Genomic DNA, 25,014 nt, shown 5'->3' on the forward strand with positions numbered 1-25,014 from the left:
CGTTCGTCCTGAGCCAGGATCAAACTCTCCATTAAAGACCAACCGAAGTTGGTTTATAGAAAGAGCGATAAGCTCATTTTTAATGCTAGCGATTCTTCTTTATAAAAGAAGAAATCTTTGTTTCATCATCCATTTGTTCAGTTTTCAAAGAACTTGTCTGTTCTCGTTCGTTCAACGAGCCAGGAATTAGATCATATCATGCTAGTTGATTTCTTGTCAAATCTTTTTTTTCGATTATCTTTTCAGCAACCTCGCTTCAAGAAATGATACTCTCAAAGCAACGTCTAATAATATATCATACCTAAAGTTATTTAGCAAGCATTTATTTATATCTATTTTATTTCCTACTATACAACAGATAATAAGGCAGCCACCCCGCCCCAGAGCGGAATGACTGCACTCATTGCAAAACTATTATTCTTGTTCCAGCAGTCTGATAAATTCATCCTCATCTTCTATGGTGTCAATTCCGAGCTGTTGGGCCTTAGCCAGCTTACTCCCAGCCTTTTCACCAGCTATGACTAGATCCGTCTTTTTCGATACAGCCCCCGCAACTTTGGCTCCCAGCGCCTCCAGCTTGGATGCAGCTTCGTCACGCGTAAGCTGATGCAAGGTACCTGTAAGCACGACCGTTTTGCCACTGAAAAAGCTGTCTGTCTTCTTCTCCTGCGGAGCTTCAGGGGCCTGAGCTTTCACCCCTAGAGACAGCATCTTCTCAATTCCCGCCTGAGTAAATGGATCTGCAAAGAAAGCAACAATGCTTTCGGCTACAATCCCGCCCACATCCGGTAGTTCTATCAGTTCTTCCACCGTAGCGGACATCGTCTTGTGCAAATCACGGTAGTGTTCAGCCAACATGCGTGTTGTTGCTTTACCGGTATTCGGTATACCCAGAGCATAAAGGAAAGAAGCCAAATCTCTCTCTTTACTCTTTTCAAGTGCCGCCAAGAGGTTACTGGCCTTTTTCTCACCAAACCGCTCCAGCTTCACAAGATCATCATATTGGAGTGTATACAGATCCGCAGGCTCGCGCACTTCCAGTTCGTCATGCAGCTGTATGGCCGTTTTGTCACTGAATGTCTCAATATCCATAGCATCACGTGAAGCAAAATGGGAAATACGAGCTACAATTTGTGGTTTACAACCCAGCTTATTGTCGCAAAATAAATGGGCACCTCGCTGCTGCAACGGAAACCCGCAGGCTGGACAATGATCTGGTACGACAATTTCCTCTCCGTCGTGCTCAGATGTTACCTTTCCTAATATCTCCGGAATGACATCGTTTGAGCGACGGATAAACACACGTGCACCCAAAGCAAACTTCAGGTTTTTGCGCTCGATGTCACCAGCATTGTTCAGTGTACAATTTTGTACAGTGACTCCCGCCAGTTCTACCGGCTCTACCCTTGCAAGTGGGGTGATTTTACCCGTTCGTCCTACATTCCACTCAACCGAGTTAAGCACCGTTGTTGTTTCCTCGGCTTCGAACTTATAGGCCACCGCCCAGCGCGGGAATTTATCGGTATACCCGAGAGCCTCACGTGTGCGCATATCTGTAATTTTCAATACTGCCCCATCAATGAGGTAATCCAATCCGGCACGAGATTCTTCAATCTCAATCAGTTGCTCCATTACATCTTCAAAATTATCAAAGTAAGTCAGGTAAGGGTTTACCTTAAAATGATTTTCACGCAGGAAAGTCATCATTTCCTGGTGGCTGTTAAACTGGATACGGTCTGCATAACCCACATTGTAGAAAAATGCATTCAATCGCCGTTCTGCTGTCACTTTGGGATTCAAGTTACGCAAAGCGCCAGCTGCGGCGTTGCGTGCGTTTTTAAGAGGGTCAGCGGCAGTCTCATTATATTTGGACAGTACAGAGAGATTCATTATCCCTTCTCCCTGTACTTCAATTGTTCCATTTCGAAAAGGAATTGTAAGTGGCACGGATTTAATCGTCTTCACCTGTGCCAGTATTCCCTCACCCACCACGCCATTACCGCGGGTAGAAGCCTGTACCAGCTGTCCATCAGTATACGTCAGGTTCAGCGTTAGACCATCAAATTTAAGTTCTATCGCATAACCTGGAGATGGCAAAGGTTGCTCTGGGTTCTTGGTATTGTAATCATTGACCAGCTTCACGACACGCGCGTTCCATGCACGCAGCTGTTCCATATTCTGAGCTTTATCAAGGCTCCATAATGGGGCAAGGTGGCGATGCGGTGTGAACCCTTTGAGTAACTCCCCGCCCACACGCTGTGTCGGCGAATCCGGCAGCACAAGACCGCTCGTCTGTTCAAGCGCTACCAGCTCGTCATAAAGCACATCATATTCTTTGTCGCTGATCTTGGGTTCATCCAGTGTGTAGTAATGATAGTTATATGTGTTCAGTTCAGCAACAAGCTGCTCCATCCTGTGCATTGGGTTCATGCAGGCGTATCCCTCCGGGAACTTCATCAGGGCAGAGGTCCTAAGCCAAGCTGCCACTCATGAGGTTCGAGATTTAATGATGTTTGAAATTTATTCTACTTTTGTAATCGGTGCAAAGCCAGCTAACAGTCGTTTAACCCCTACTGGAGCCGGGAAAGCAATTTGAAGCTCCATATCATTGCCCGTCCCTTTTACAGCTACAATAGTTCCAATCCCCCATTTACCATGCTGTACCTTGTCTCCAGCAGCAAAAATGGAGGGACCTCCTGCCAAAGCAGCCGGAGTGGGTTTCGCGGATGAAGATGTCGTTACTGTTACTCGGGGTGACGCGGAAGCGGACGAACCACTACGGCTCATCGTATCAAACGAGCGTTCTCCACCAAAGTTGCTGCCACTACCTTTATTCAGTCCGCGCCCACCATAAGATCCGCCTACATTGCCTGAACGACGGTAGCGGTCACGTTTGATGATCGTATCCTCTTTTAACTCGTCCGGAATCTCTTCGAGAAAGCGGGAAGGCGGGTTAGCTGTGGTGCGGCCAAACAGAGTGCGCATCTGTGCGCATGTAAGGAACAGTTGCTCCTCTGCACGGGTGATCCCGACATACGCCAATCTGCGCTCTTCCTCCAGCTCTTCGTTATCCAGAAAGGCACGACTATGAGGGAATACTCCCTCCTCCATACCGACAATAAATACGATGGGAAACTCCAATCCTTTGGCGCTATGCATGGTCATCAATACAACCGCATCGCTTTGCTCTTCTTCATCGTCATTCATGGAATCAATATCGGCAATCAGCGCAAGGTCGGTCAGGAAGGAGACGAGTGACTTGTCTTCCGCTCCTTTTTCAAATTCCATGGTTACCGACAGGAACTCATCAATATTCTCCAAACGTGAGCGTGACTCGAGTGTATTCTCGTTTTGCAGCTCCAAGCGATACTGGGTGGTTTCCAGCATTTTTTCTGTTAACTCGGTAACCGACAGGTAGTCTACCATCCGACTTAAACCTTCGATCATATCGTAAAACTCTACCAACGCATTGCGCGTACGTCCTGCAAAGCCCAAATCGTCTACAACTTGAAGGACACGGAAAATTGAAACTCCCCGTTCTGCTGCAGCTGCCTGCAATTTGCCGACGGTTGTGTCTCCGATGCTTCGTTTTGGCACATTAATGATTCGGATCAAGCTGATGTCGTCGTCAGGATTGGAGAGCAGGCGAAGATACGCCAGCAAATCCTTAATTTCCTTCCGATCATAGAACTTGATACCGCCCACGATCTGGTAAGGAATATCCGATTTAATCAAAATTTCCTCGACAACCCGAGACTGAGCATTCGTACGGTACAAAATGGCATGATGGCTATAGGTTTTGCCCGCATTAATATTCTTATGAATTTCGGAGGCGATAAAGTAGCCCTCATCATGCTCAGAGTCAGCACGATAAACTTTAATCTTGGCTCCGCCTTCTTTGTCAGTCCATAGTTTTTTCGGCTTGCGGCCTGTATTTTGACCAATCACTTCGTTGGCAGCATTGAGAATATTTGAGGTGGACCGGTAGTTCTGCTCCAGCAAAATGGTGCGCGCTTCCGGGTAGTCCTCTTCAAAATTCAAAATGTTGCTAATATCCGCACCCCGCCACCGATAGATGGATTGGTCACTGTCACCTACTACGCAAATCCGGTGATGCTTGTCGGCCAGCATTTTGCACAGCATGTACTGCGCACGGTTCGTATCCTGATATTCATCAACATGAATGTATTGGAATTTTTTCTGATAGAAATCCAGTACCTCAGGTACTTCTTTAAAAAGCTGAATCGTTGCCATGATCAAATCATCAAAATCAAGAGAGTTGTTATTTTTGAGTCGTTGTTGGTACTTGGTATATACCTTCGCCACAATCCCCTCAAAATAGTCGCCAATCTTGCGTTCATACATTTCGGGAGTGACCAGTTCATTTTTAGCCGTACTCATCATAGACTGAACCGCTTTGGGCTCAAACTTTTTGGTGTCTATATTCAGATCCTTCATGCAGCTCCGAATGACAGACAATTGATCCGTAGAATCCAAAATGCTGAAATTCGAGGTAAATCCAATCCGCTCGATATCCCGACGTAAAATACGCACACACATCGAGTGGAAGGTGGATACCCACACATCTCTTCCCTGCGGGCCAATCAGCTTGGATACGCGATCCTGCATCTCACGCGCGGCCTTGTTCGTAAAGGTAATCGCCAAAATGCCCCATGGAGCCGTCTTGCGGGTCGCGATGAGGTAGGCTATTCGGTGCGTGAGTACCCGTGTTTTACCACTGCCTGCGCCAGCCATAATCAGCAGTGGACCATCTACCGCCTCCACCGCCTGACGCTGAGGCGGATTAAGGCGAGCTACCGCCTCGTGTATATCTATTGATTGCATGCGTGCATGCTCCTTTCCCTGAGCTTCCATAAATTCACGTTCTATACTTCCAATTTCACAGCTACCGTCTCCAGCGCTTTCGCCAAGTCACGATAAATGATGTTTCCTACTACAATGGTGTCACAAACAGCAGCCGCTTGTAACGCGGTAGATTTATCCACGATACCTCCCCCGTATAGGACACGAGAGCGCTCCGTACTGCGATGTATTTTCTGCACCAGCTCCATATCCCCAAAAGCACCGCTATATTCCACATATACAATCGGTAGATGCATGAGCTTGTCAGCAATCTGTGCATATGAGGCGGCTGATGTAGCACCCAGCGAAGTATCTGCTCCGGTAAGCTTAGCAACCGTAGAATCACCGTTCAAAACAATATATCCTTCCGCCACAAGCAAATCCCACGGGATCATATAACCAAACTGTTCAATCGCACGTTGGTGCTGCCCTAGAATCCAATTACTGTCAGTGGTATTTAGTACCATGGGAATCATATATAGATCAAACCCCGGCACAACAGCCTCCAGATCGGACACCTCAAGCACACACGGCACCTCATAACGCCGAACTCGTGACAGCAAATCCACCGTATTTTCATAGGTAATACCTGAGGAACCTCCTACCATAATCGCATCCGTACCAGACATACACACGGCGTCAAGCGCACCATCATCCAGTTCCTTGTCAGGATCAAGCTTAAACACATGCCTCCATGATTGAATTGAATCTGCCAACACACATTCCTCCAGCATTCATTGCTTTTGTCATGATCCAGGCGAGCCGAATTCCAATATCCAAAAGCGTTCTATGCTAAGTCTATGATAGTGCTTAAAAGGTGTCAATGTTCGTATCAAATGGGAACACCCCGTTCAGACAACTCATGGTCGTAACGCATACAACCAACTGCGTTCACTAAGTTCTTTTTCCGTTAAAATATCTGTATAGAAACCTCGTACACCCATCTGTTCATACTCAGCCGCATCCTTCAACTCATTAATGGTATTTACGTAGCACACCGCCCCTGCCTGACGCAAACTTTCCACTAAAGCTCCACTCACCCGATTCTCTGGTAAAGTTACTGCCGTTATATCATTTTGTTGTACAAATCGAATGATCTGGTCGTCCTTATCTTCTGTGGCATAGAGCGTATATATAATGGATGGGTAAGGATAAATACTTCGTAACGTTCGCAACATTTCTTCATTATAAATTTGAGGAACAATACGGGACAAAAGCTCGGGGTTTTTCTCCTGTGCCTGACGAGTCAGTTGCGCAAACAACTGTTTGATTTGGGCAGGGTCCTGTTCTTTCGTATCGGTCACAATATAAGCATCCGGGTATGTTTCCAATAAATCCAATACATCCTTCCAATCTACTGGGGTATAGGAACCGTGTATGGGGGTGTTCTTAAATTGATGATAGCTCCAAGGTTTTCCGCCCTGTTCCGTAGCAACTGCATGTTCCTGTTGCATTTGCTCTGTAAAAGATTCTGTCCATTCATGGCGCGCCACCAATTGTCCATCCGATGTAAACATCAGGTCGACCTCGAATACGCGGCTGCCTTTTTTATAATTTTCCACAAACGCTTCACGCGCATTAGTATAGGCCAAACCATCAACGGCTCCCATGGCATGCGAAATCACACGGTGCGCGGTAAAGCCAGTATGTTCTTCTGTAGATTTTCCTTTGTATGCCAGTAAAAATGTGCCGATTAACATTAAAAGAATAACCGCAACAATCAATCGTTTCATGGGGTGTCACATCCTTTTCGTACAGGTCAATACCCCACATACGCATGCTCAAAACAACTGCCAGACGCAAAAGCACCCTCCGGCTAAACCGAAGGGTGCTTCTGTATTAATACGCGTTCTTGAAACCGTTGCGAATCGTGCGGAAAATAATTTTAATATCGAATAAGAGCGACCAGTTCTCAATATAGAAGATGTCATGCTTAATCCGTTCCTCAATAGATGTATCTCCACGCAACCCGTTGCTCTGTGCCCAGCCTGTGATTCCAGGACGAACATGATGCTTCACCATGTATTTTGGAATTTCCTCACGAAACTGATCCACATAATAGGGGCGTTCTGGGCGTGGACCAACGACACTCATATCACCCAGCAGAACGTTGAAAAATTGAGGTAGCTCGTCGAGACTCGTTTTACGAATAAAAGTACCAAAACGTGTGCGTCTTGGGTCATTAGCAGTCGTCCAGCCCGTATCTTCAGTTCCAGGAGGTAACACCTTCATCGAACGAAATTTGTACATTCGGAAGGTGCGACGATTCAAGCCCACCCGCTCCTGCTTAAAAATGATGGGCCCTCTGGATGTGATCATTACACCAATCGCCACTGCCAGCATGATCGGAGACGTCAGAAGAATCGCGAATAAAGAGAATAAAATATCGAATAGACGCTTAAACAATCGATTCCCCGCCACATCCAGTGGAATATCCCGTACATTAATCATCGGCATACCTGCAAAGTTATCAAAGTACGGACGAGCCGGCAAATAATCGAAAAAGTCGGGGATTATAAGCGTGCGCACTCCAGCCTTTTCACACATGTTGATAATCTTGGGGTACTTATCATGGGCATCCAGCGGAAGCGCCAGAATGACCTCGTCAATCATCAGACGCGACAGCGTAGCCTCCAATTGATCTAAGCCTCCAAGAATCGGGCGGAAATGCGCCGCTTCCTCTTCACTCCAATGCCGCTTATCATCCAGAAAACCCACGACCTCGTATCCTAGATCAGGATACTGTCCAAGATTATGATAAAATCGTTGGCCTAGAGTACCCGCCCCGAGAATAAGCATGAACTGCTTGTTGTACCCTTTTTGACGGAGAGCTTTAAGAACTTGCTTCAAAAAGAACCGGTAAAACAAAATAAGCAGCACATTCCCAACCATATAGATCGCCAGATAGGACCGCGAGATGTCGATTTGCTTCACGAAGAACATCACACTCAACAGCACGAACAGGCCAACAATATGAATTTGGGTGACGCGGAATACGTCATCTGCAAACCGCTTTTTGCGTTTGGGCGAATAGAGCGAGAATAGCATTCCTAGCACTACAGCAATCAGGCCGTAGATTAAGCTCCAGCCTCCATATACTTGAATAGGAAGCGGTTCTTTATAGGTGATCCATTCACTTTCAAATTTGAAAAACCAAGCGATCAGAAAGGACAACTGAATGACCGCGAAATCCGCCACAATATATAATTGGGTTAAAAAACGCTGATTTCTGCGTATCATGCTTTCACCTCAGTACGAGATTGTTCCCCGCTGTCCGGCTTGACCGGTGCGGACAACTTATTTTTTAGAAAGGCCATTCCAAATTTTACGGTAATTCCTGCATATACAGCCATATTGGTGATCCAACTATATTGCTGTTTATAATGCTTACGATGAAATACCCACATAGCTCTATGAAACTCATAAATAATTTTCAAAGGACGACGGCGAGCGCTGCCCCCTTTGATATGAATAATATATGTGCGCGGGTAGTAGTAAATGCCCCACCCGGCTTGCTTAATCCGGTAACACCAGTCAATATCCTCACCATACATAAAAAAGGTTTCGTCCAAGCCACCAACCTGGTCAATTGTCTCTCGGCGCACCAGCATAAAAGCACCTACCAGTACATCTACAGGATACTCATCGTCCGGGCTTAGATGCCCAAGCTGATATTGATTGTACTTCGGGTTATCCGGGTAACGCTTCGACCAGCCGAAAGCGTAGTAAAAAGAAGCTGACGGCGTTGGAAATCCTCGCTTACAAGCCTTGTCTAATGATCCATCCGGCAAGATGACCTTACAGCCCGTTGCTCCCATCTCCGGATGCGTATCCATAAACTGAATCATTATATCCAGCGTGTCCGGTTGCACCAACGTATCGGAGTTCAATAACAATACATAACGCCCGCTGGCTACTTCCATCCCCTGGTTGTTCGCCTTGGCAAAACCTGTATTATTCTTATTGGCTATCAACGTAATCTCCGGGTATGCAGCACGAATAGCCTCAACAGATCCGTCACTAGAGTGATTATCAATCACAATCACTTCATATCGGTACTGCGAGTTTGACGCATACACCGATTGCAAACAATCCAGCGTCAATCGACACGTATTATAGTTGACGACCAGTATGCTTACATCCATATTTAAAACGCTCCTGACAAATTCAGTAATCTATTCTACTATCGCCTATTATAGCATACCGCGCAGACCACGGGGCGCAAAAAAGCACATAACTTGTAACCTTACATAGTTAGCAAAATTTCAAAAAATTCGATTCCAGTCGCTCCAAAGTGCAAATATAGACAAACGAAACCATTTCGATCTATATATAGTTCATTGGAAGTCGTTTATTAGATTTTTGTAAAATCCTCGGTTGAGGTCTAAAATTCATCGTGGTAAGATATACATGGAAAAAGGGCTGGTGCCAGCCAGCCCCTGCGCAACCAACGCTCCAAGAGCGGACGGTTTTGGAACAATCAGGCCGAAAATAGACCCTTCCTTGCGGGGGCGGTCTATTTTCGTTTGTTAAACTCTAACAGTGTGACGATTAACGCCCCGAACGTCAGCATTAAACTGAGCGCCTCAAACACTGTCACAGGCTTCACCCCCCTCCTCGGGAGAGTTAGCCGACCGCCCTTGGCAGCTCTATCGGTTGCACGTTTCAATTATACTATATTTTTCCATAAAGGAACACGCATTCGATGGTATTTTGATAAATTCAATGTATTATTGAGCTTTTGATTTATTTTGATGATGACGAAGGGTAATCTTCTTTCTAAGTTGCCTTCTTTTCCCCCTAAGCTTGGGCAGTTCTTTAAAAAAAGTCTTCCAAGCTACAAGTACTTTGGGCTCTCTGAAAAGAAAATACAGATTACTTGCTATCTCATATGAAAGGAGAAAAATAATATTTCTCATCCATTCAGAGAAAGTATCATTTTTATACATCATTTTATAACGATTAATATATGAAAGTCTTCTCACAAACAACGATTGGGATGTACGACTCGTTTCCTTCCAACCACGTTCATGGTAGGCTATTGCTCTAGCATCATAGTAAGCTTCCCAGCCGAGCAAGGCTGCTCGCCAAGCTACATCTACATCTTCTTTGTATGCAAAAAAGCTTTCATCAAAAAACTCACCATTTAGACCAATGTCATTAATCATTCGCCGTGAATACAAAGCTGCTGCGCCTGAAACACCAAATACCTTTCCTGACTCTGACCACTGAACTGAAGGCTCTCCTGCTCCTCGATCAAAAGCTCTTCTGGCTGAATTCATAACAATACCCGTGCTATCTATCATCTCCCGGTTCGCTTTACGCAGCAATTGACCTGTAGCGCTGCCTATACGCTGATTATGCTCCATCACTGCAACCAGGCGCTCAATGTAATCAGGTTCTATAGTAACGTCTGGGTTAAGTACTAGCACATAGTCCGTATCGTTCAACGCTATTGCTTGATTATGGCCAGGGGCAAAACCAACATTTTGGACATTAGAGACAAACTTGAATTTTGAACCAAACAAATGCGCTATTTCTTTAACTTGTTCCTCTGTCTGATCCTTGGATTGATTATCTATGATAACCACTGCTTGTAGGGGGTAGCTTTGCTTGCTGACAGCCTCTAAGCACTCTTGGATATCTTTTTCACTGTTATACGTTACAATATGAACACTTACGGATTTAATCATAGATTTCATGTTCCTCGTTTATGAGATTTTGGCGTATTTACTCCAGATGTTCTTATTCCTATCATAGAGCAAACCAGCATAATTTCAAAGAGCTGCTACAGTCTATAGATTGTTATATACCACAATAGACGCAGTGATATGGAAAATGTTTCAATAAAACAAAAAAGCCGAGTATGAACTCGACTTTTTCAAATGATTATTGAGACCAAATATATTTGAAGTTAGGCCTATTTCTAAGCTTTTAGGTGCACAGTAAAATCTTCCTTATGATTGACTGCAATAATTCTGTATAAAATCACGCAATCCCTCACGCCAGTCGCGCAAATCATTCAATCCATTGGTTCGAATCGCTACATGCTCCATAACAGAATTACGTGGCCGCGCTGCTGGTCTGGGGAATTGCTCTGTGCTGCATGGCTCCAATTTCGCTGTGATCTTGGCATCTAATATTTCCGCTGCATCCTGTAAAATAGCTTGCGTAAATTCATACCAGGTACAGGAGCCGCTATTGGATGCATGGTATACGCCGTACTTCTCCGTTTGAATCAATTTCGCCAAAAAGCGTGCCAGATCCACCGTATAGGTAGGTGAACCCTTCTGATCATTCACTACCTGGAGGAGCGGCTTCTCCTGTCCAAGCTTCAGCATCGTTTTGACAAAATTGTTCCCATGCAATCCATATACCCAAGATGTACGAACAATAAAATACCTAGAGGAAAGTGTTTGGGTCAATACCTCTCCCGCCCGTTTGGACTTTCCGTAGATACTCTGCGGATTGGTATTATCGTACTCATGATATGGCTGCTTTGCCGTTCCATCGAACACATAATCTGTGCTGATATAAACTAGCTTGGCTCCTACCTTTTCCGCAGCCAGTACCATATTACGTGTGCCTACCGCGTTGACTTGATAAGCCCCGTCTACATCGGTCTCCGCTGCATCCACAGCCGTATACGCTGCACAGTGGATTACGGCATCAGGTTGGTACTGTTCCACGATCTTCACAGCCTGCTCCAAATCCGTGATATCTAATTGTTCGCGATCGTAACCCAGGACATCATGTCCTTGCTCCTGAAAAACCTTTACTACATCTTTACCAAGTTGACCGGATGCTCCAGTAACCAATACCTTCATTTTACGCATCCCCCAAGCGGGAACCGTACTGTTTAGCATAGTAGTGTTGGTATTCGCCGGATTGAATACGAGTCCACCATTCTTCGTTGTCTAAATACCAGCGAATCGTTTCTTTAATGCCGGTTTCAAAAGAGTGCTTTGGCTTCCAGCCCAGCTCATTCATGGTCTTCGTTGGATCAATGCCATAACGGCGGTCATGTCCTGGACGATCCTGCACATACGAAATCAGAGATTCTGGCTTACCCAGCTCCTCTAATACAGTTTTGACGATATGCACATTTGTCCGCTCGTTATTTCCCCCGATATTGTATACTTCACCCAGTTTACCCTGATGAATGACTAGATCAATTGCGCTGCAATGATCCTCTACATACAACCAGTCGCGAATGTTCAAGCCATCCCCGTATACAGGTAGCTGTTGGTCGCTCAATGCACGTGAGATCATTAGCGGGATCAATTTTTCAGGAAACTGATATGGACCGTAGTTGTTAGAACAACGCGTGATGTTCACTGGTAAACCGAAGGTTTCATGATATGCACGAACTAGCAGATCGCCGCCTGCCTTGGATGCAGAATAAGGACTATTAGGCTGCAACGGAGTTTCCTCCGTAAACAAGCCTGTTTCTCCCAAAGATCCATACACCTCATCTGTTGATACCTGTACAAACTTGGCCACGTTATATTTCTTGGCCGCGTCCAGTAGCACTTGCGTACCCAATACGTTTGTTTTCACAAACACTTCCGGTTCCAGAATACTCCGATCCACATGTGACTCCGCTGCAAAATTAACCACCACATCAATTCCCTGCTGCATCAGCTGGTCAATCGCTTGAGTATCAGTGATATCTGCCTTGATGAAGCTATGCTTGGGGTTATTTTCAATGGATTTCAAATTTTCCAGGTTACCTGCATAGGTAAGAGCATCTATATTTACAATTTCATAATCTGGATGCTGTTTAAGCATATACAATACAAAGTTACTGCCTATAAATCCGGCCCCACCGGTAACAAGAAGTTTCATACAGACCTCCTAAGCTGAGCAATGTCTAAAGTATATTAGACTTCTGACTCATTTTCTTAACTCAAAAGCATACAAAGTAATAATTTGTACTAGCTTCTAATCAAAATTAATTTCTGCATCTGTCAGAACCGGCTGCTGTCTATCCTTCTCTGACAGTATCGCCTTGGAGGTAGGCCAGTCAATACTCAATTTAGGGTCATTCCACAGTATCCCTCTGTCGTGCATAGGAGAGTAATATTCATCAACCTTATACAACACCTGAGTATTTGGAACAAGCGTACAAAAACCATGAGCAAAGCCCTTAGGTACCAGTAACTGGCGATGATTATACTCACTTAGAATGACACTCATCCATTGCCCAAACGTAGGAGAACTTTTTCGAATGTCCAAAATCACATCATAGATAGCACCTGTGAGTACCCTGATAAGTTTCGTTTGTGCTTTCGGATTTAATTGATAATGCAAACCACGTATAACTCCTGCGTCAACAGAAAGGGATTGGTTATCCTGAACAAATGTATGGGTCATCCCCTCATCTTGCATAACCTGTTGATTATAACTTTCCATAAAAAAACCACGTTGATCACCATGAACAATTGGCTCTATTACATTGGCGCCTGCCAACCTTAAAGGTATCACCTTCATGCTATACGTCCTTCCCTCAATGCTGTGAAACTTTGCTTTACAACTTTAACTTGCCAAATTCCTCACCAAATATAATCTTTTGCGAGAGTTCATTTGCTCTGGCAAGCGAAGTATGCGTTCCTGCATCCGTCCACCAACCTTGAAGAATATCATAGGTCAATGTTCCGTTAGCAATATACGCATTATTAACGTCTGTAATCTCCAATTCTCCACGTGTCGAAGGTTTTAGGGTTTTCACAATATTAAAAACATTATGATCAAACATGTAAATGCCCGTAACTGCATAATCGCTTTTAGGCATCTGAGGTTTTTCTTCTATAGATAGAATACGTTGATTTTGAATTTCTGCCACACCAAATCGCTGCGGATCATGGACCTTTTGCAATAATAATTTAGCACCAACATTCTGTTTACGAAAATTTTGCACAAACGGAGAGATATCATCCTCAAACACATTGTCCCCCAAAATGACGACCATTTGATCTTTGCCAACGAAATGCTCTGCCAGATCTAACGCCTGCGCAATGCCACCCGCTTCGTCCTGTACCTTATATGTAAAGGTTACGCCCATATCACGACCGCTTCCAAGCAGATTTACAACATCCCCCATGTGTTCTTTACCTGTTACAATAAGGATGTCCGTAATATCAGCTTTTTTCAGCTTATATATGGAATGAAAGATCATGGGATACTTACCGACAGGAAGCAAATGCTTATTGGTTACCTTGGTTAAAGGAAAAAGGCGAGAACCAGTCCCGCCCGCAAGAATTATACCTTTCATGATAACACCCCTCTACTTAAATGAAATTTTTCTGTTTCCTATATACCCTAAAATAGTATATAAACCTGAGGAGAACAATATAGATAAATTATTATATACTGTTCTATTTATAGGAAGACTAGCACCTTCAAATATTAAGATTAGTAAGTAACCTAAGTAATAAGCAATACAATAAGATGTTACACTCACAGCTATGAATTTTATAGAACTCTTTAGAATAGATACATCTGATTTAAATGTAAATCTTCTATTCAATATAAAACTGCTTATCATGCCTATAGCATTACCAATACTAGTAGAAATCCAGTAATTTAAGGAAAATACATTATAAAATAAATAAATTGCCGATAACCCAATAAGAGTGTTAATAATCCCCACTAAAAGATACCTTGTAAAGCTATTGTTAAATATCATCTTTTGTAGATGCAACCTCTCTATCAGAATAAATTGACTCTGTATAAATAAAATTATCATTGAAATTAATCTCTTCTTTAACTATATAAAGAGGCCTTCTTTTAGTTTCGTTATAAATACGACCTACATATTCGCCAATAATGCCAAGAGTTATTAACTGGACGCCTCCAAAAAACAAAATTGCTACCATCAAAGAAGGATACCCGGGCACTGTCTCAATACCTAAAAGCGTTCTAATAATTAGAAACCCAGCATACAAAAGTGACAAAATTGATATAGTAAAGCCTAAATACATTGCAACTTGGAGAGGGGCAAAGCTAAAAGAGGTGATTCCTTCAATAGCGAAGTTCCAAAGCTTCCAATAATTAAAACTGGTTTTACCAGCATATCTAGGTTCTCTATTATATTCAATACTCGTCTGTCTAAAGCCTACCCAACTAAATAATCCTTTCATAAAACGATGGTGTTCTGGTAAGCGGTTTATCTCATCAACAACTTGTCGTGACATTAGGCGAAAATCTCCTGTATCAGCTGGTATGTCCACTCGGGTAATTTTTTTCATAAACCTGTAGAAAAGGTGAGCTGTTGTTTTTTTTAAGAATGTTTCACCATCTCTTTTCAATCTAGTAGCATATACTACATCGTACCCTTCACTCCATTTTTTGACCATTTCAGGAATAACTTCAGGAGGATCCTGAAGATCTGCATCAATTGGGACTACTACATCACCTTTAGAATATTTTAACCCCGCAGACATTGCAATTTCTTTACCAAAATTCCTAGACAATTCGATAACTTTAATATGATGATCATTTTCTGCGAGCAACTTCAACTTTTCTAAAGTTCTATCTTTACTACCATCGTTAATACAAACTATTTCGTAATTATAGTTGTTCAAGTTCATAACTTGAGAAATTTTATTATAAAATAAATCGATATTATCTTCTTCATTATACATTGGAACTATTAATGAAATAGTTAGTTGATTCATAATAATCTCCTTAAAATCAATCTATTTGAGTAAATAAACATCTATTTACTATAACAAGTAACATCATAGGCTAAAAACAAAAATCCTCCAATGGGAGTTCCAGGCATCCACCTGTCTAAATCCAATGGAAGGATTTTTATATGGATAAAAAATATATACTATACAATAGCTCATAAAAAGACCCCGTGATAGTGACCTTCCCCCTCAAGGGTTCCTCTAGTCAACGGGACTGCAGCAACTTCCATTTAAAACAAAAACATACATATAGCTTTTTATTTTAGTTACTGCACTTCATATGCAAGCAGCATTAAAAATAATTTATTTTCCTAATCATTGAAAAAGGATGTTCCAAGCCAAGGCAAGATTATTTGTATTACTCTACAGGTTTTCCATTAACAAGATATAAGCTCCTAATATAAAGCTATATAGGCTGTATCGCCTTTAATAATCACTTGATTATCCTCATAACTGTTCCAGTCGCGTTCTAGAAAATACTGATTATAAATCTTTTTATCCATCTCCACCATTTCAAATTCTCTTCCAGTTACTACTGATAAAAGCGGTAATGCGGCCCAGTCAATACTTAACGCTCTTGAATGAATATCATAACTATTAGAGGTGACATAGGACCAAGTTGGATTAGTATCGTTAACTAACGCGATCTTAGTAACTCTTTTATTTGATAAAGTTTCATAGCGCTCAATCTTATTGTACATTTGTTGTGCTATTGCTTTATCAAGGGCATTGGTTACATTGTTATTAATGCCTATATTTTGTACGCCTAGAAAACTAACACAAATAAAAATAATAATATAAATTATACTTAAATATGATTTTTTTGAGTTTGAGTTACAATTAAGAAAAGTAAAAAGTATGCCTAATATTGATGGAAATGCCATGAATACAACTATCCCTCTTGGCGTTAAAAATCCATCATTTGCAATAGCAAAAGGAGCAACAATTAAAAGAAAAGTTAAAAAAATCAAACCTAGTTGAAATAAGAAAATCCCTTTAGTTTTATATATCTTTAAATCTTTAAAAATAATAAATGATAAAGAAACTATTAATAATATAAAAATAATAATAAATATAAATTGGGGAATTAGTTTATCACTATCAATCCAAAGCATTTTTTGAGCTTTAATAATATTCCAAATATTTGAGAATATTTTTGCTAGAGAAAAATCAGTCCTATGTCTACTGCTCAGTCTTTCTAGCAAGCTATTCGCTAAAATTGCCACAGTATATATAAAAACAACCATAACACTTCGCGAATAAACTTTTGCCATAGATTCTTTCCAATTTTTTAAAAAGAAAAGTGAAATAGCTAACATGACATAATATGGACCTATACCTTGATAGAAACACAAAGTAGCGAAAATCAAGATGAGAGAAATCATAATTTTCTTCACGCCTAAATCGCCAAATACAATTGTGTTTACAGCAATAACACACAAAAGTGTTCCAATAGAATAACACATTATAACTTCTGGAAAAATAAAAAGAGTAGCCATAAAAACATTATTAAATAGAGTAACTGAAGCAAGAAACAAGGTCAGAATCGATATATTCGTCCATTCTGATTTTATAGTTAATAAAGATTTTAGAAAAAGATAATGTGATAAAGAAAAAAATACAATTGATAAGAAAGTAAATATTGACTGGTTGTTCGCCAGACTAACATTAAAATAACCCAGAATATTCAAAAAAGAAAATGTCAATAATCTTCCTGCTCTAAATATGTCTTGCTCTATAACTGGCTTGGTATAAACATAAGTGTCAACTGCATAATGTGGATTTATGAAAATACCATAGAAAAGGAGGCAGGTAAAAAAACAACATATAAAAAGTATACTATTACGCCTTTGATTTTGAACAACCGTGATCATTATATCTATTTATCCTCCATGTTTTTGCATCAGATTCACAACTATTTATTAAATAAAATGTTTCTTATTTTACTTAATAATATTCCGGCCCTAGACTCATCCATAAACCTTTGATATTTACTAATAATTTTCCAAGTTCTCATACTATAAATTTTCTGCAACTCTAGGGAAGCCAATCCTTCTATAAGATCGCTTTTTTCATTTTCTTGTATGCCAGTTGATTTATTTAATTTCGAATTAAAATTAATTCTTTCATTCCAAATCCATTCTAAATCAGCCTCGCGTTGTAAAAACTCGCAATATAAAGTAATGTAATCATCAATTAAATTTGGCATTTTCTGCATGGCCTTAACTAAATCACTTTCAAGCGTTCCCTTGTCCGATATAAGCTTCAATAGTTCTTCTTCCAATTTTTGTATTAATAGGTTTTTATCAAATGATTCAATAATTTTCGCTCTGCAATTTTCACTTTTTCTCTGATACGTTTCTGAATCTTTCAATAAATCCATAATTGCAGTCACATACTGATCAATTTCCTTTTGACTGTATTCTTTACCAATTTCTATATCAATAAATTCTGTTTTTTTCTGTAAAAAAGGAAGGAGTTTTCCAACTCGATCGTCCACAAGTTCTTTTTGTCCACCTACGTCTGAACTAATAACGGGAACGCCCATTGCCATTGATTCATATGCTGTTAATGCAAGTCCTTCTCTAATTGAACATATTAAAGTTAAATCACTGACCTTATAGAAAGGTTTCATATTACTTTGCCTTCCTACTAAATAAATATTGTCCTCAAGCTTATCTTTTTTAATTTTCTGCTTAAGTTCTTCAAATTGGGGTCCATCCCCAACAACGAGAAATACAATATCAGGTATTTTTTCTATAATTTTCTTAGCTATAGCAAGCATTAAAAAGGGCCTTTTTTGCTCAGCTATTCTACATGGAAATAACACAACAGGACGGTCATTGTTGATTCCGAGTTGTGTCTTAATTTTAGATTTTGGAAACTTAGTAGGATCATACTCATCTATGTCCACACCAATATACAAAGTTTCAACATCACTTTGTTTCCTATTAAATGTTTTTATCATTAGTTCTCTTAGATGATCATTACATACATACGTCTTGTCAATTATATCACTAACTACTGCAGAAGTCCTTGCATATCCACCTGCTCTCCATCCCATTTCTTCCATGTGGACATAGTCTATAATTTTAAGATCAGGAAACTCCTTTTTTAACCACGGAATTAAGTAGTATCCATAGTAGCTATTTGAAACCATTACAACATTTATTTTTCTAGTTTTTATAAAATAATGTATAAATGCACTCCAATCTTTTACATCAAGAAATGTAGTTAAGTCAAAAATATCATTCGTATGTTTTTCAAATCTTTGCCTCCAACTTGAATCACCGGGATTTGTAGTAATTACCGACACTTCAAACTGGTCTTTATTTAAGCGAGATACAACATCAAGATTAAAGAGGTCAGCTCCACCCATTACCATATGTGGTAAGATCATCAGCATTTTCGTCTTATCATTTAGTTTCAGATTATTTCTAGTCCAATCCCATTTTCGAGGTTTTTCAAAATTGACACCTCTGAACCTAGGAAACTCAATTGCCTGGACATTGGTATCAACGTTTTTTCCTGTTTTTTTTATAATACTCATTGCATTTTCATGCCTAGCTACATTTTTACTAGTATTTGACAATCCGCCTGTGTCTGTTTTTCGATACCAGAAACCATACCAACTCATGTGAACCGGATACTTCCCTTTTGAAAGTAACTTAAGCCACAGAGCCCAGTCCTCATAATGTAGACTTTCAGAAACGTCATATCCCCCAACTTCAAAGAAATCTTTCTTTCTGATTCCGGCTGTGCATGTAAGTAAGTTTTCTGTTTTCATTTGCTCAGCACTAAAACTTTTCTTCCAAAGATATTCTTGGTTCTCAAATCCTAAACTATCACTATATGTCCAACTCGCTTGAGGGTTACAATAAAGAGACCAATAAACACATTCAATATAAGTAGGGTCAAGTAGATCATCAGCATCAAGCGGTATGATTATTTCAGTAGAAGATAATTCGACACCTTTATTTCGCGCAACAGATGGACCACCATTCTCCTGATGGTGTAATATAATTCTACTATCGCTGTCAGCAAGTTCAACAAGCATCTCAACATCTATTTTGTTGTTACTTCCATCATTGACAATAATCCATTCGAAATACGGAAAGGTTTGGTTGAATAAACTATTTGCCGTTTGCTCTATATATTTAGCGCTATTGTAAAATGGTGTAATAACGCTGACCAAGGGAGTCTCAACATGATCAACTTTTTTTTTATTTATTTTAATTCCCGGCTGTTGTGTATAGTTATAATCCAATTTTCAAACTCCTTTATCACTTATCATTAAGTTCTTTTTCTAAACTCTCTTTTGCCTCTATCAGCTGCTGATTCCACATTTTTAAATCATCTATAATAAAATTTTTGTTCCCCACTTCCTTTTTATAGTTTTCTAATTGGTTTTCAAGCCAATTTTTTCCCTTTTCCAGTTCATCAATCCAAACTTTCATATCTTCTACAACCTTAAATTGTATTGATAGATTTTCTTTATGATCACTAAGTTGCCCTTCTAACCATTTTTTCCCCTCTATTAATTCATTATTATATTTTTTCAAATCGATAATTGCATTCTCTTTAGAGTTAAGTTCAGATTCAAGTCTTTCAAGTTGACTTTCCAACCATTTTTTACCTTCTTCTTGTTTTGCGGCCCAATCCTTAAAGTCTAAAATAATAGGATAAACCTGATCATAGAACTCTAAAGCTTCAGTAAACTTTTCATCTAGAATTAAACTATATAATTTCCGGTTTAATTTATCCTTAGGCTCAATTCCTTTTTCATTACATTGTTTAAAAAACCAGTACATATTCTTGATGATACCTTTTTTTCGAGAATTAGATAATAAATGGCTAGAAAAAATATTATTGATATTGAAATCTATATATTTAACCAAAATAATCTCAAAAAGATTTTCTTTGTTAAATTTTCTAAAAAGATCATATGCAAGTAACTGGCTTTTATTGATTCCATAAAAATATTTTTCATCTAAAATATAACTAATTGATTTACTTTCTTTATTCCTAATTCTATAGTTATACACAATATCATTAAAAAAATATATTCCATTAGCACTTAATAAAGCATGAATATTGAATACAAAATCTTGAGAAACAATTTTCTCAGGAAATTCAATATTATTATTCTCTATAAATGATTTATTGTAAATTTTTGTCCATATCGAAGGAGCAATCTCTAATAACTGTTGATTATCCTCTATAGATTGTGAATCAATTTTATCAGGAAATCCCTTAGGCAAAACATTATTTTCCAAAATAATGCTACCGTCTTCTGATATAGATCTATATGAAGCAAAAGCAAAGTCAATATTTTTTTCTGATATTTTCTGATATAGTGAGTCACAAGCATTATCAGTATAATAATCATCTGGATCTAAAAACATTATATATTTTGCGCTCGCATTCTTAATGCCTATATTTCGCGGTTTTCCAGCGGCTCCACTACTGCTGCTCAAATGTATAGAGATAACGTTGGAATTCTCACTGGCAAATTTATCAATGATATTCTTACTTTCATCAGTAGAATTATCATCAACCATGATGACCTCTATATTATTAAATCCAATCGTTTGTCTTTTAAGAGAATCAAATGCTTCGGGAAGATATTTTTCAACATTATATATAGGTACAATTACACTGATCTTGTAATCCATATAACCAAACACCTCCTATATAAGTTCTCAAGGTCTTCCTATTGAATTATAGTTAATCCCTGAATCAATCATATCAGATCTTCTATAACAATTTCGTCCATCATAAACATTTGGGGATTTCATTAATTTTTTAAACTGACTGGGCTCAATTTGTTTTATCTGGTCCCATTCTGTAAAGATAAAGCAAACTTCCGAATCCTGTAATGCAATTTCAGGTGTTTTGGCATATGTAACTTTATTAGAATATATTTTTTTTACATTATCCATTCCCACCGGATCGTAAACCTCAACAATTGCTCCTTCACCAAGTAAAATATCAATATTGTTTATAGATGGTGCCTCACGTAAATCGTCAGTACCTGGCTTGAATGTCAGCCCTAGTACAGTAACTTTAATTCCATTAAAAGAAGAAAATTGTTTCTTAGCTTTCTGTATCAATCTTGTTTTTTGTAATTCATTTACCTCTATAGCAGCTCTAACGGTCCTTAATTCGTAGCCACGGTCTTTAGATAACCAATGTAATGATTTAGTATCTTTCGGAAAGCATGAGCCACCATATCCAATGCCCGCATTCAAAAATTTTGTTCCTATTCTATCATCAAAACTCATACCATGAGTAACTTCTCCAATATCTGCACCTACCAACTCGCATAAGTTAGCTATATCATTAATGAATGATATTTTCAGAGCTAAGAAGTCGTTAGAAGCATATTTGATCATTTCTGCACTAGTTCGACTTGTTATTACAAAAGGTCTATTAAAAGGTGCATATATCTGCTTTAGTAAGTTAGCAGCTTCTTGTGAATTAGCTCCAATAATAATACGACTAGCTTCCATTGTATCTCTAATTGCTGTTCCCTGGGATAAAAATTCCGGATTCGATAATACTTCTATATTAATATTATTGCTAACATTTTTTTTCATAAACCTTTCCACTTCGTCACTTGTCCCTACAGGAACTGTTGATTTAAGAACTATCGAACAATCACTTTGAAGGTTTTCAGTTATTTCGTTTGATACTTCATATACATAAGTTAAATTAGCAGAACCGTCAACATTTTCTGGTGTTTCTACTGCTATAAAGATAATTTCCGCCTCTTTATAAGCAGTCTTAAAATCAGAAGTAAATAGTATATTATGGTTTTTCTTCAATAATCCTTCTAATCCATTTTCATAAAAAGGGGGGATTCCTAACTTCAACAATTCAATTTTCTTTTGATTTTTATCTACACAAACCACCTCATGTCCTATTTCAGCTAAACATATACCAGTAACCAATCCAACATATCCGGTCCCCGCAATTGCTATTTTCACATAAAATCCCCCTCTAATTCCATTTTAATAAGTGTAAAATACTCCTTGAAGTATTATCGTTTTTTCACTTACGATAAATAACATTCTTAATTAATTTAATAAACGAATTTATATAACCGAAAAGATAAACTGAAAGGCAAAAAAGGAAGGGACCCTCCGTTAATCCTTGCTTAAGATATTCTCGCCTAATTTTACGATCGTATATAAGATGTCTAGTTAGTGAGGTATTCGTATAGTAATTCTCGCCACTATTCAAAGCATCTATCCTCTTATGATAGTTAGCCAAAGCCTTTGGTATAACACCAATTTTATATTCCAAGTAAAAACGCATATTAAATTCCCAGTCACCGAGCAAAGGTATATCTTTACGATATCCTCCTATCCTGTCATATGCTTCTCTTTTGTAGACAAACGAATTAGTTGTAAATAGGTTACACCTAGCTATTTTCCAACCATAAATTCTACGTAGTCTGTTATTGAAGTCATAACTATTAATAAAACAGATCTCGCTATTTTCTAATGTTTCCTCAATGATGGTAGTCTGAGTAACAACACCATCCAATTCCTTGTTTTCATTTAATAATGAAACGCATTCTTCTAAAAAAAAAGGAGCCCATGTATCATCATCATCCAAAAGTGTGACATAGTATCCGGTACTCTTTGAAACTCCAAGATTAATTAATTCATCTATATGAAGATTGCTATTTATATGAAGAAGTATAATATCATTCGAGCTTTTGGATTTGAAATAATGCATAATTGACTCAATTGAATCTATATTTTCTCCTGAATTGACAAGCACTATCTCCCAATTTGAATAGGTTTGTGACATGATACTCTCAATTGCCCTTTTAAGGAGAATAGGTCTGTCCTTTGTTCTAACAACTACAGAAATCTTATCCACTCTAATCACCTAGGAAATATTTTTGTATTTCTCTACAACCTTGGATATTTCATCAACAAGAACTAGCTCCCCTTTATTCAATAACAGAGCCCTTTGACACAATTTCTCGACTTGTTTTATAGAGTGCGAGACAAATAAAACAGTGGTACCTTTATTTATTAGCGAAGAAATATATGCTTCGCATTTTTCCTGAAACTTAAAATCACCAACAGATAAAACTTCATCTACAATTAATATATCTGGGTCTACAATTGTAGCTATAGAGAATGCAAGTCTGGCTAGCATACCTGAAGAATAATTTTTCAAAGGTACATCTATAAATTCATGAAGCTCCGAGAAATCAACAATTCTATCAAAGCATTCGCTCATAAACTTGTTAGAGTGACCGAATACCGCCCCATTTAAAAATATATTTTCTCGCCCTGTTAAATCGAGGTTGAATCCTGCACTTAATTCTATTAAAGGAGCTATGGTTCCGTTAACAGCAACTGTACCAGAAGTAGGCTTTAAAACTCCTGCAATGACCTTGAGTAATGTGCTCTTACCAGCACCATTTAATCCTACCAAACCAAAAACTTCTCCTTTTTTTATTTCGAATGAAATATTTTTCAAGGCATTAAACTCCTGATAAAAAAGTTGCCCTTTTATTAACTTTAAAATGTGTTCCTTTAAGTTATCTACCTTTTCCTGACTCATATTGAAGGTCATAGATACATCTTTGACCTCAATTGCCAATTCGCTGTCCATGTAATATCACATCCATTTATATATATAGAATAAAATCATCTTGCTTTCTTCGGAAAACTAAAAGTCCGATTATCAAGGTTACAACTCCTATTGATGCACAAATCAAATGCTGTTGTAGAGTAGGTGTAACACCGTACATAACTACATCCCTAAACATCTGAAGAGTGTAATAGAGTGGATTTAACTCAAATACTATTTTCAAATTATCAGGTATAATGCTCATTGGAAAAAATTGAGGCGTAAAATACATCCATGCGGTAAGAAGAACCTCGTATAAATATTTCAAATCTCTAAAGAAAACAGTGTATGCTGATAGAATAAAACTCAATCCAACACCAAATAAAAAGGTATAAAACAAAGGAATTGGAATTAGAAAAAGGTTAGGAGTCAATTTTACTCCTCCACTAACTATCGCAACTATAACTAATGCTATCAAAGCAAATGCAGTATTAACTAATGATGAGAAGCATTTAGAAAGCGGAAAAATATATTTGGGAATATAGACTTTTTTAATTAATGAAGCATTGCCAACTACAGAATCCATCGCCATAATAGTTCCACTTGAAAATAGATCCCAAATTATTCTTCCTGTTAGTACATATATCGCAAAATGTGGTATATTACTTTTGAATAGCGAAGCAAATACCATCGTTAAAACAATCATCATCATTAATGGTTGAAGGACACTCCAAATTACTCCTAATATTGAACGACGATATTTTATTTTAATATCGTTGATTACAAGTTGTTTTAATAAATATCGGTATTTATTAAAGTTCAAAAAATATTTCTGCATAATTTGCATAATTACCCCCAA

The 25,014-nt window shown here is 38.9% G+C and carries 21 protein-coding genes; all 21 read right to left on the minus strand.

Features of this window, described 5'->3' with window-relative positions:
* Positions 1–414: 414 nt before the first annotated feature.
* Entirely contained in the window at positions 415–2,430 is a 2,016-nt protein-coding gene (ligA, locus tag NLX73_RS10115) for an NAD-dependent DNA ligase LigA (protein WP_254326061.1), read from the minus strand.
* Between the two features lie 90 nt (positions 2,431–2,520).
* Positions 2,521–4,845, minus strand: coding sequence for a DNA helicase PcrA (gene pcrA, locus NLX73_RS10120; protein WP_254326062.1), 2,325 nt, complete (start codon positions 4,843–4,845; stop codon positions 2,521–2,523).
* A 41-nt stretch (positions 4,846–4,886) separates the two neighbouring features.
* A complete protein-coding gene (pcrB, locus tag NLX73_RS10125; RefSeq protein ID WP_480281627.1) occupies positions 4,887–5,579 on the minus strand; it encodes a heptaprenylglyceryl phosphate synthase in 693 nt (230 codons plus the stop codon).
* Positions 5,580–5,723: 144 nt separating this feature from the next.
* Positions 5,724–6,596, minus strand: a complete 873-nt coding sequence (locus tag NLX73_RS10130; protein WP_254326063.1) for a phosphatidylinositol-specific phospholipase C/glycerophosphodiester phosphodiesterase family protein — start codon at positions 6,594–6,596, stop codon at positions 5,724–5,726.
* Between the two features lie 106 nt (positions 6,597–6,702).
* Positions 6,703–8,103 (minus strand): undecaprenyl-phosphate glucose phosphotransferase, encoded by a 1,401-nt coding sequence (locus NLX73_RS10135; protein WP_061831729.1) that lies wholly within the window; start codon positions 8,101–8,103, stop codon positions 6,703–6,705.
* Positions 8,100–9,008 carry a glycosyltransferase family 2 protein gene (locus NLX73_RS10140; protein WP_254326064.1) on the minus strand — a complete coding sequence of 303 codons (909 nt, stop codon included), beginning with the start codon at positions 9,006–9,008 and terminating at the stop codon, positions 8,100–8,102. Before NLX73_RS10140 ends, NLX73_RS10135 begins: the two co-directional genes overlap by 4 nt.
* 371 nt (positions 9,009–9,379) lie before the next feature.
* Positions 9,380–9,472: a putative holin-like toxin gene (locus NLX73_RS25115; RefSeq protein WP_219727884.1), complete on the minus strand. Its 93-nt coding sequence runs from the start codon at positions 9,470–9,472 to the stop codon at positions 9,380–9,382.
* Positions 9,473–9,593: 121 nt separating this feature from the next.
* Entirely contained in the window at positions 9,594–10,556 is a 963-nt protein-coding gene (locus NLX73_RS10145) for a glycosyltransferase family 2 protein (RefSeq protein WP_254326065.1), read from the minus strand.
* Between the two features lie 264 nt (positions 10,557–10,820).
* The gene (rfbD, locus tag NLX73_RS10150) at positions 10,821–11,690 is read right to left on the minus strand and encodes a dTDP-4-dehydrorhamnose reductase (RefSeq protein ID WP_254326066.1); all 870 of its coding nucleotides are present in this window, start codon (positions 11,688–11,690) and stop codon (positions 10,821–10,823) included.
* A 1-nt stretch (position 11,691) separates the two neighbouring features.
* Positions 11,692–12,711 carry a dTDP-glucose 4,6-dehydratase gene (rfbB, locus tag NLX73_RS10155; RefSeq protein WP_254326067.1) on the minus strand — a complete coding sequence of 340 codons (1,020 nt, stop codon included), beginning with the start codon at positions 12,709–12,711 and terminating at the stop codon, positions 11,692–11,694.
* Positions 12,712–12,807: 96 nt separating this feature from the next.
* Complete coding sequence (gene rfbC, locus NLX73_RS10160; RefSeq protein ID WP_254326068.1) at positions 12,808–13,356, minus strand: dTDP-4-dehydrorhamnose 3,5-epimerase; 549 nt, start codon at positions 13,354–13,356, stop codon at positions 12,808–12,810.
* Positions 13,357–13,393: 37 nt separating this feature from the next.
* A complete protein-coding gene (locus NLX73_RS10165) occupies positions 13,394–14,137 on the minus strand; it encodes a sugar phosphate nucleotidyltransferase (protein WP_254326069.1) in 744 nt (247 codons plus the stop codon).
* A gap of 12 nt (positions 14,138–14,149) precedes the next feature.
* Positions 14,150–14,611, minus strand: coding sequence for a GtrA family protein (locus NLX73_RS25120; protein ID WP_367997097.1), 462 nt, complete (start codon positions 14,609–14,611; stop codon positions 14,150–14,152).
* Positions 14,541–15,542, minus strand: a complete 1,002-nt coding sequence (locus tag NLX73_RS10170) for a glycosyltransferase family 2 protein (RefSeq protein WP_254326070.1) — start codon at positions 15,540–15,542, stop codon at positions 14,541–14,543. Before NLX73_RS10170 ends, NLX73_RS25120 begins: the two co-directional genes overlap by 71 nt.
* 410 nt (positions 15,543–15,952) lie before the next feature.
* Positions 15,953–17,431 (minus strand): glucosyltransferase domain-containing protein, encoded by a 1,479-nt coding sequence (locus NLX73_RS10175; RefSeq protein WP_254326071.1) that lies wholly within the window; start codon positions 17,429–17,431, stop codon positions 15,953–15,955.
* A 41-nt stretch (positions 17,432–17,472) separates the two neighbouring features.
* A complete protein-coding gene (locus tag NLX73_RS10180; RefSeq protein ID WP_254326072.1) occupies positions 17,473–19,824 on the minus strand; it encodes a glycosyltransferase in 2,352 nt (783 codons plus the stop codon).
* A 16-nt stretch (positions 19,825–19,840) separates the two neighbouring features.
* The gene (locus NLX73_RS10185; RefSeq protein WP_254326073.1) at positions 19,841–21,232 is read right to left on the minus strand and encodes a glycosyltransferase family 2 protein; all 1,392 of its coding nucleotides are present in this window, start codon (positions 21,230–21,232) and stop codon (positions 19,841–19,843) included.
* 27 nt (positions 21,233–21,259) lie between these two features.
* Positions 21,260–22,546, minus strand: coding sequence for a UDP-glucose dehydrogenase family protein (locus tag NLX73_RS10190; RefSeq protein ID WP_254326074.1), 1,287 nt, complete (start codon positions 22,544–22,546; stop codon positions 21,260–21,262).
* 64 nt (positions 22,547–22,610) lie between these two features.
* A complete protein-coding gene (locus NLX73_RS10195) occupies positions 22,611–23,450 on the minus strand; it encodes a glycosyltransferase (protein WP_254326075.1) in 840 nt (279 codons plus the stop codon).
* Between the two features lie 9 nt (positions 23,451–23,459).
* Positions 23,460–24,197 (minus strand): ABC transporter ATP-binding protein, encoded by a 738-nt coding sequence (locus tag NLX73_RS10200; protein ID WP_254326076.1) that lies wholly within the window; start codon positions 24,195–24,197, stop codon positions 23,460–23,462.
* Between the two features lie 16 nt (positions 24,198–24,213).
* Positions 24,214–25,002 (minus strand): ABC transporter permease, encoded by a 789-nt coding sequence (locus NLX73_RS10205; protein WP_223821960.1) that lies wholly within the window; start codon positions 25,000–25,002, stop codon positions 24,214–24,216.
* Between the last annotated feature and the right edge of the window lie 12 nt (positions 25,003–25,014).

The sequence above is a fragment of the Paenibacillus sp. CH40 genome (assembly GCF_024213605.1).
Classification (GTDB): domain Bacteria; phylum Bacillota; class Bacilli; order Paenibacillales; family Paenibacillaceae; genus Paenibacillus; species Paenibacillus polymyxa_B.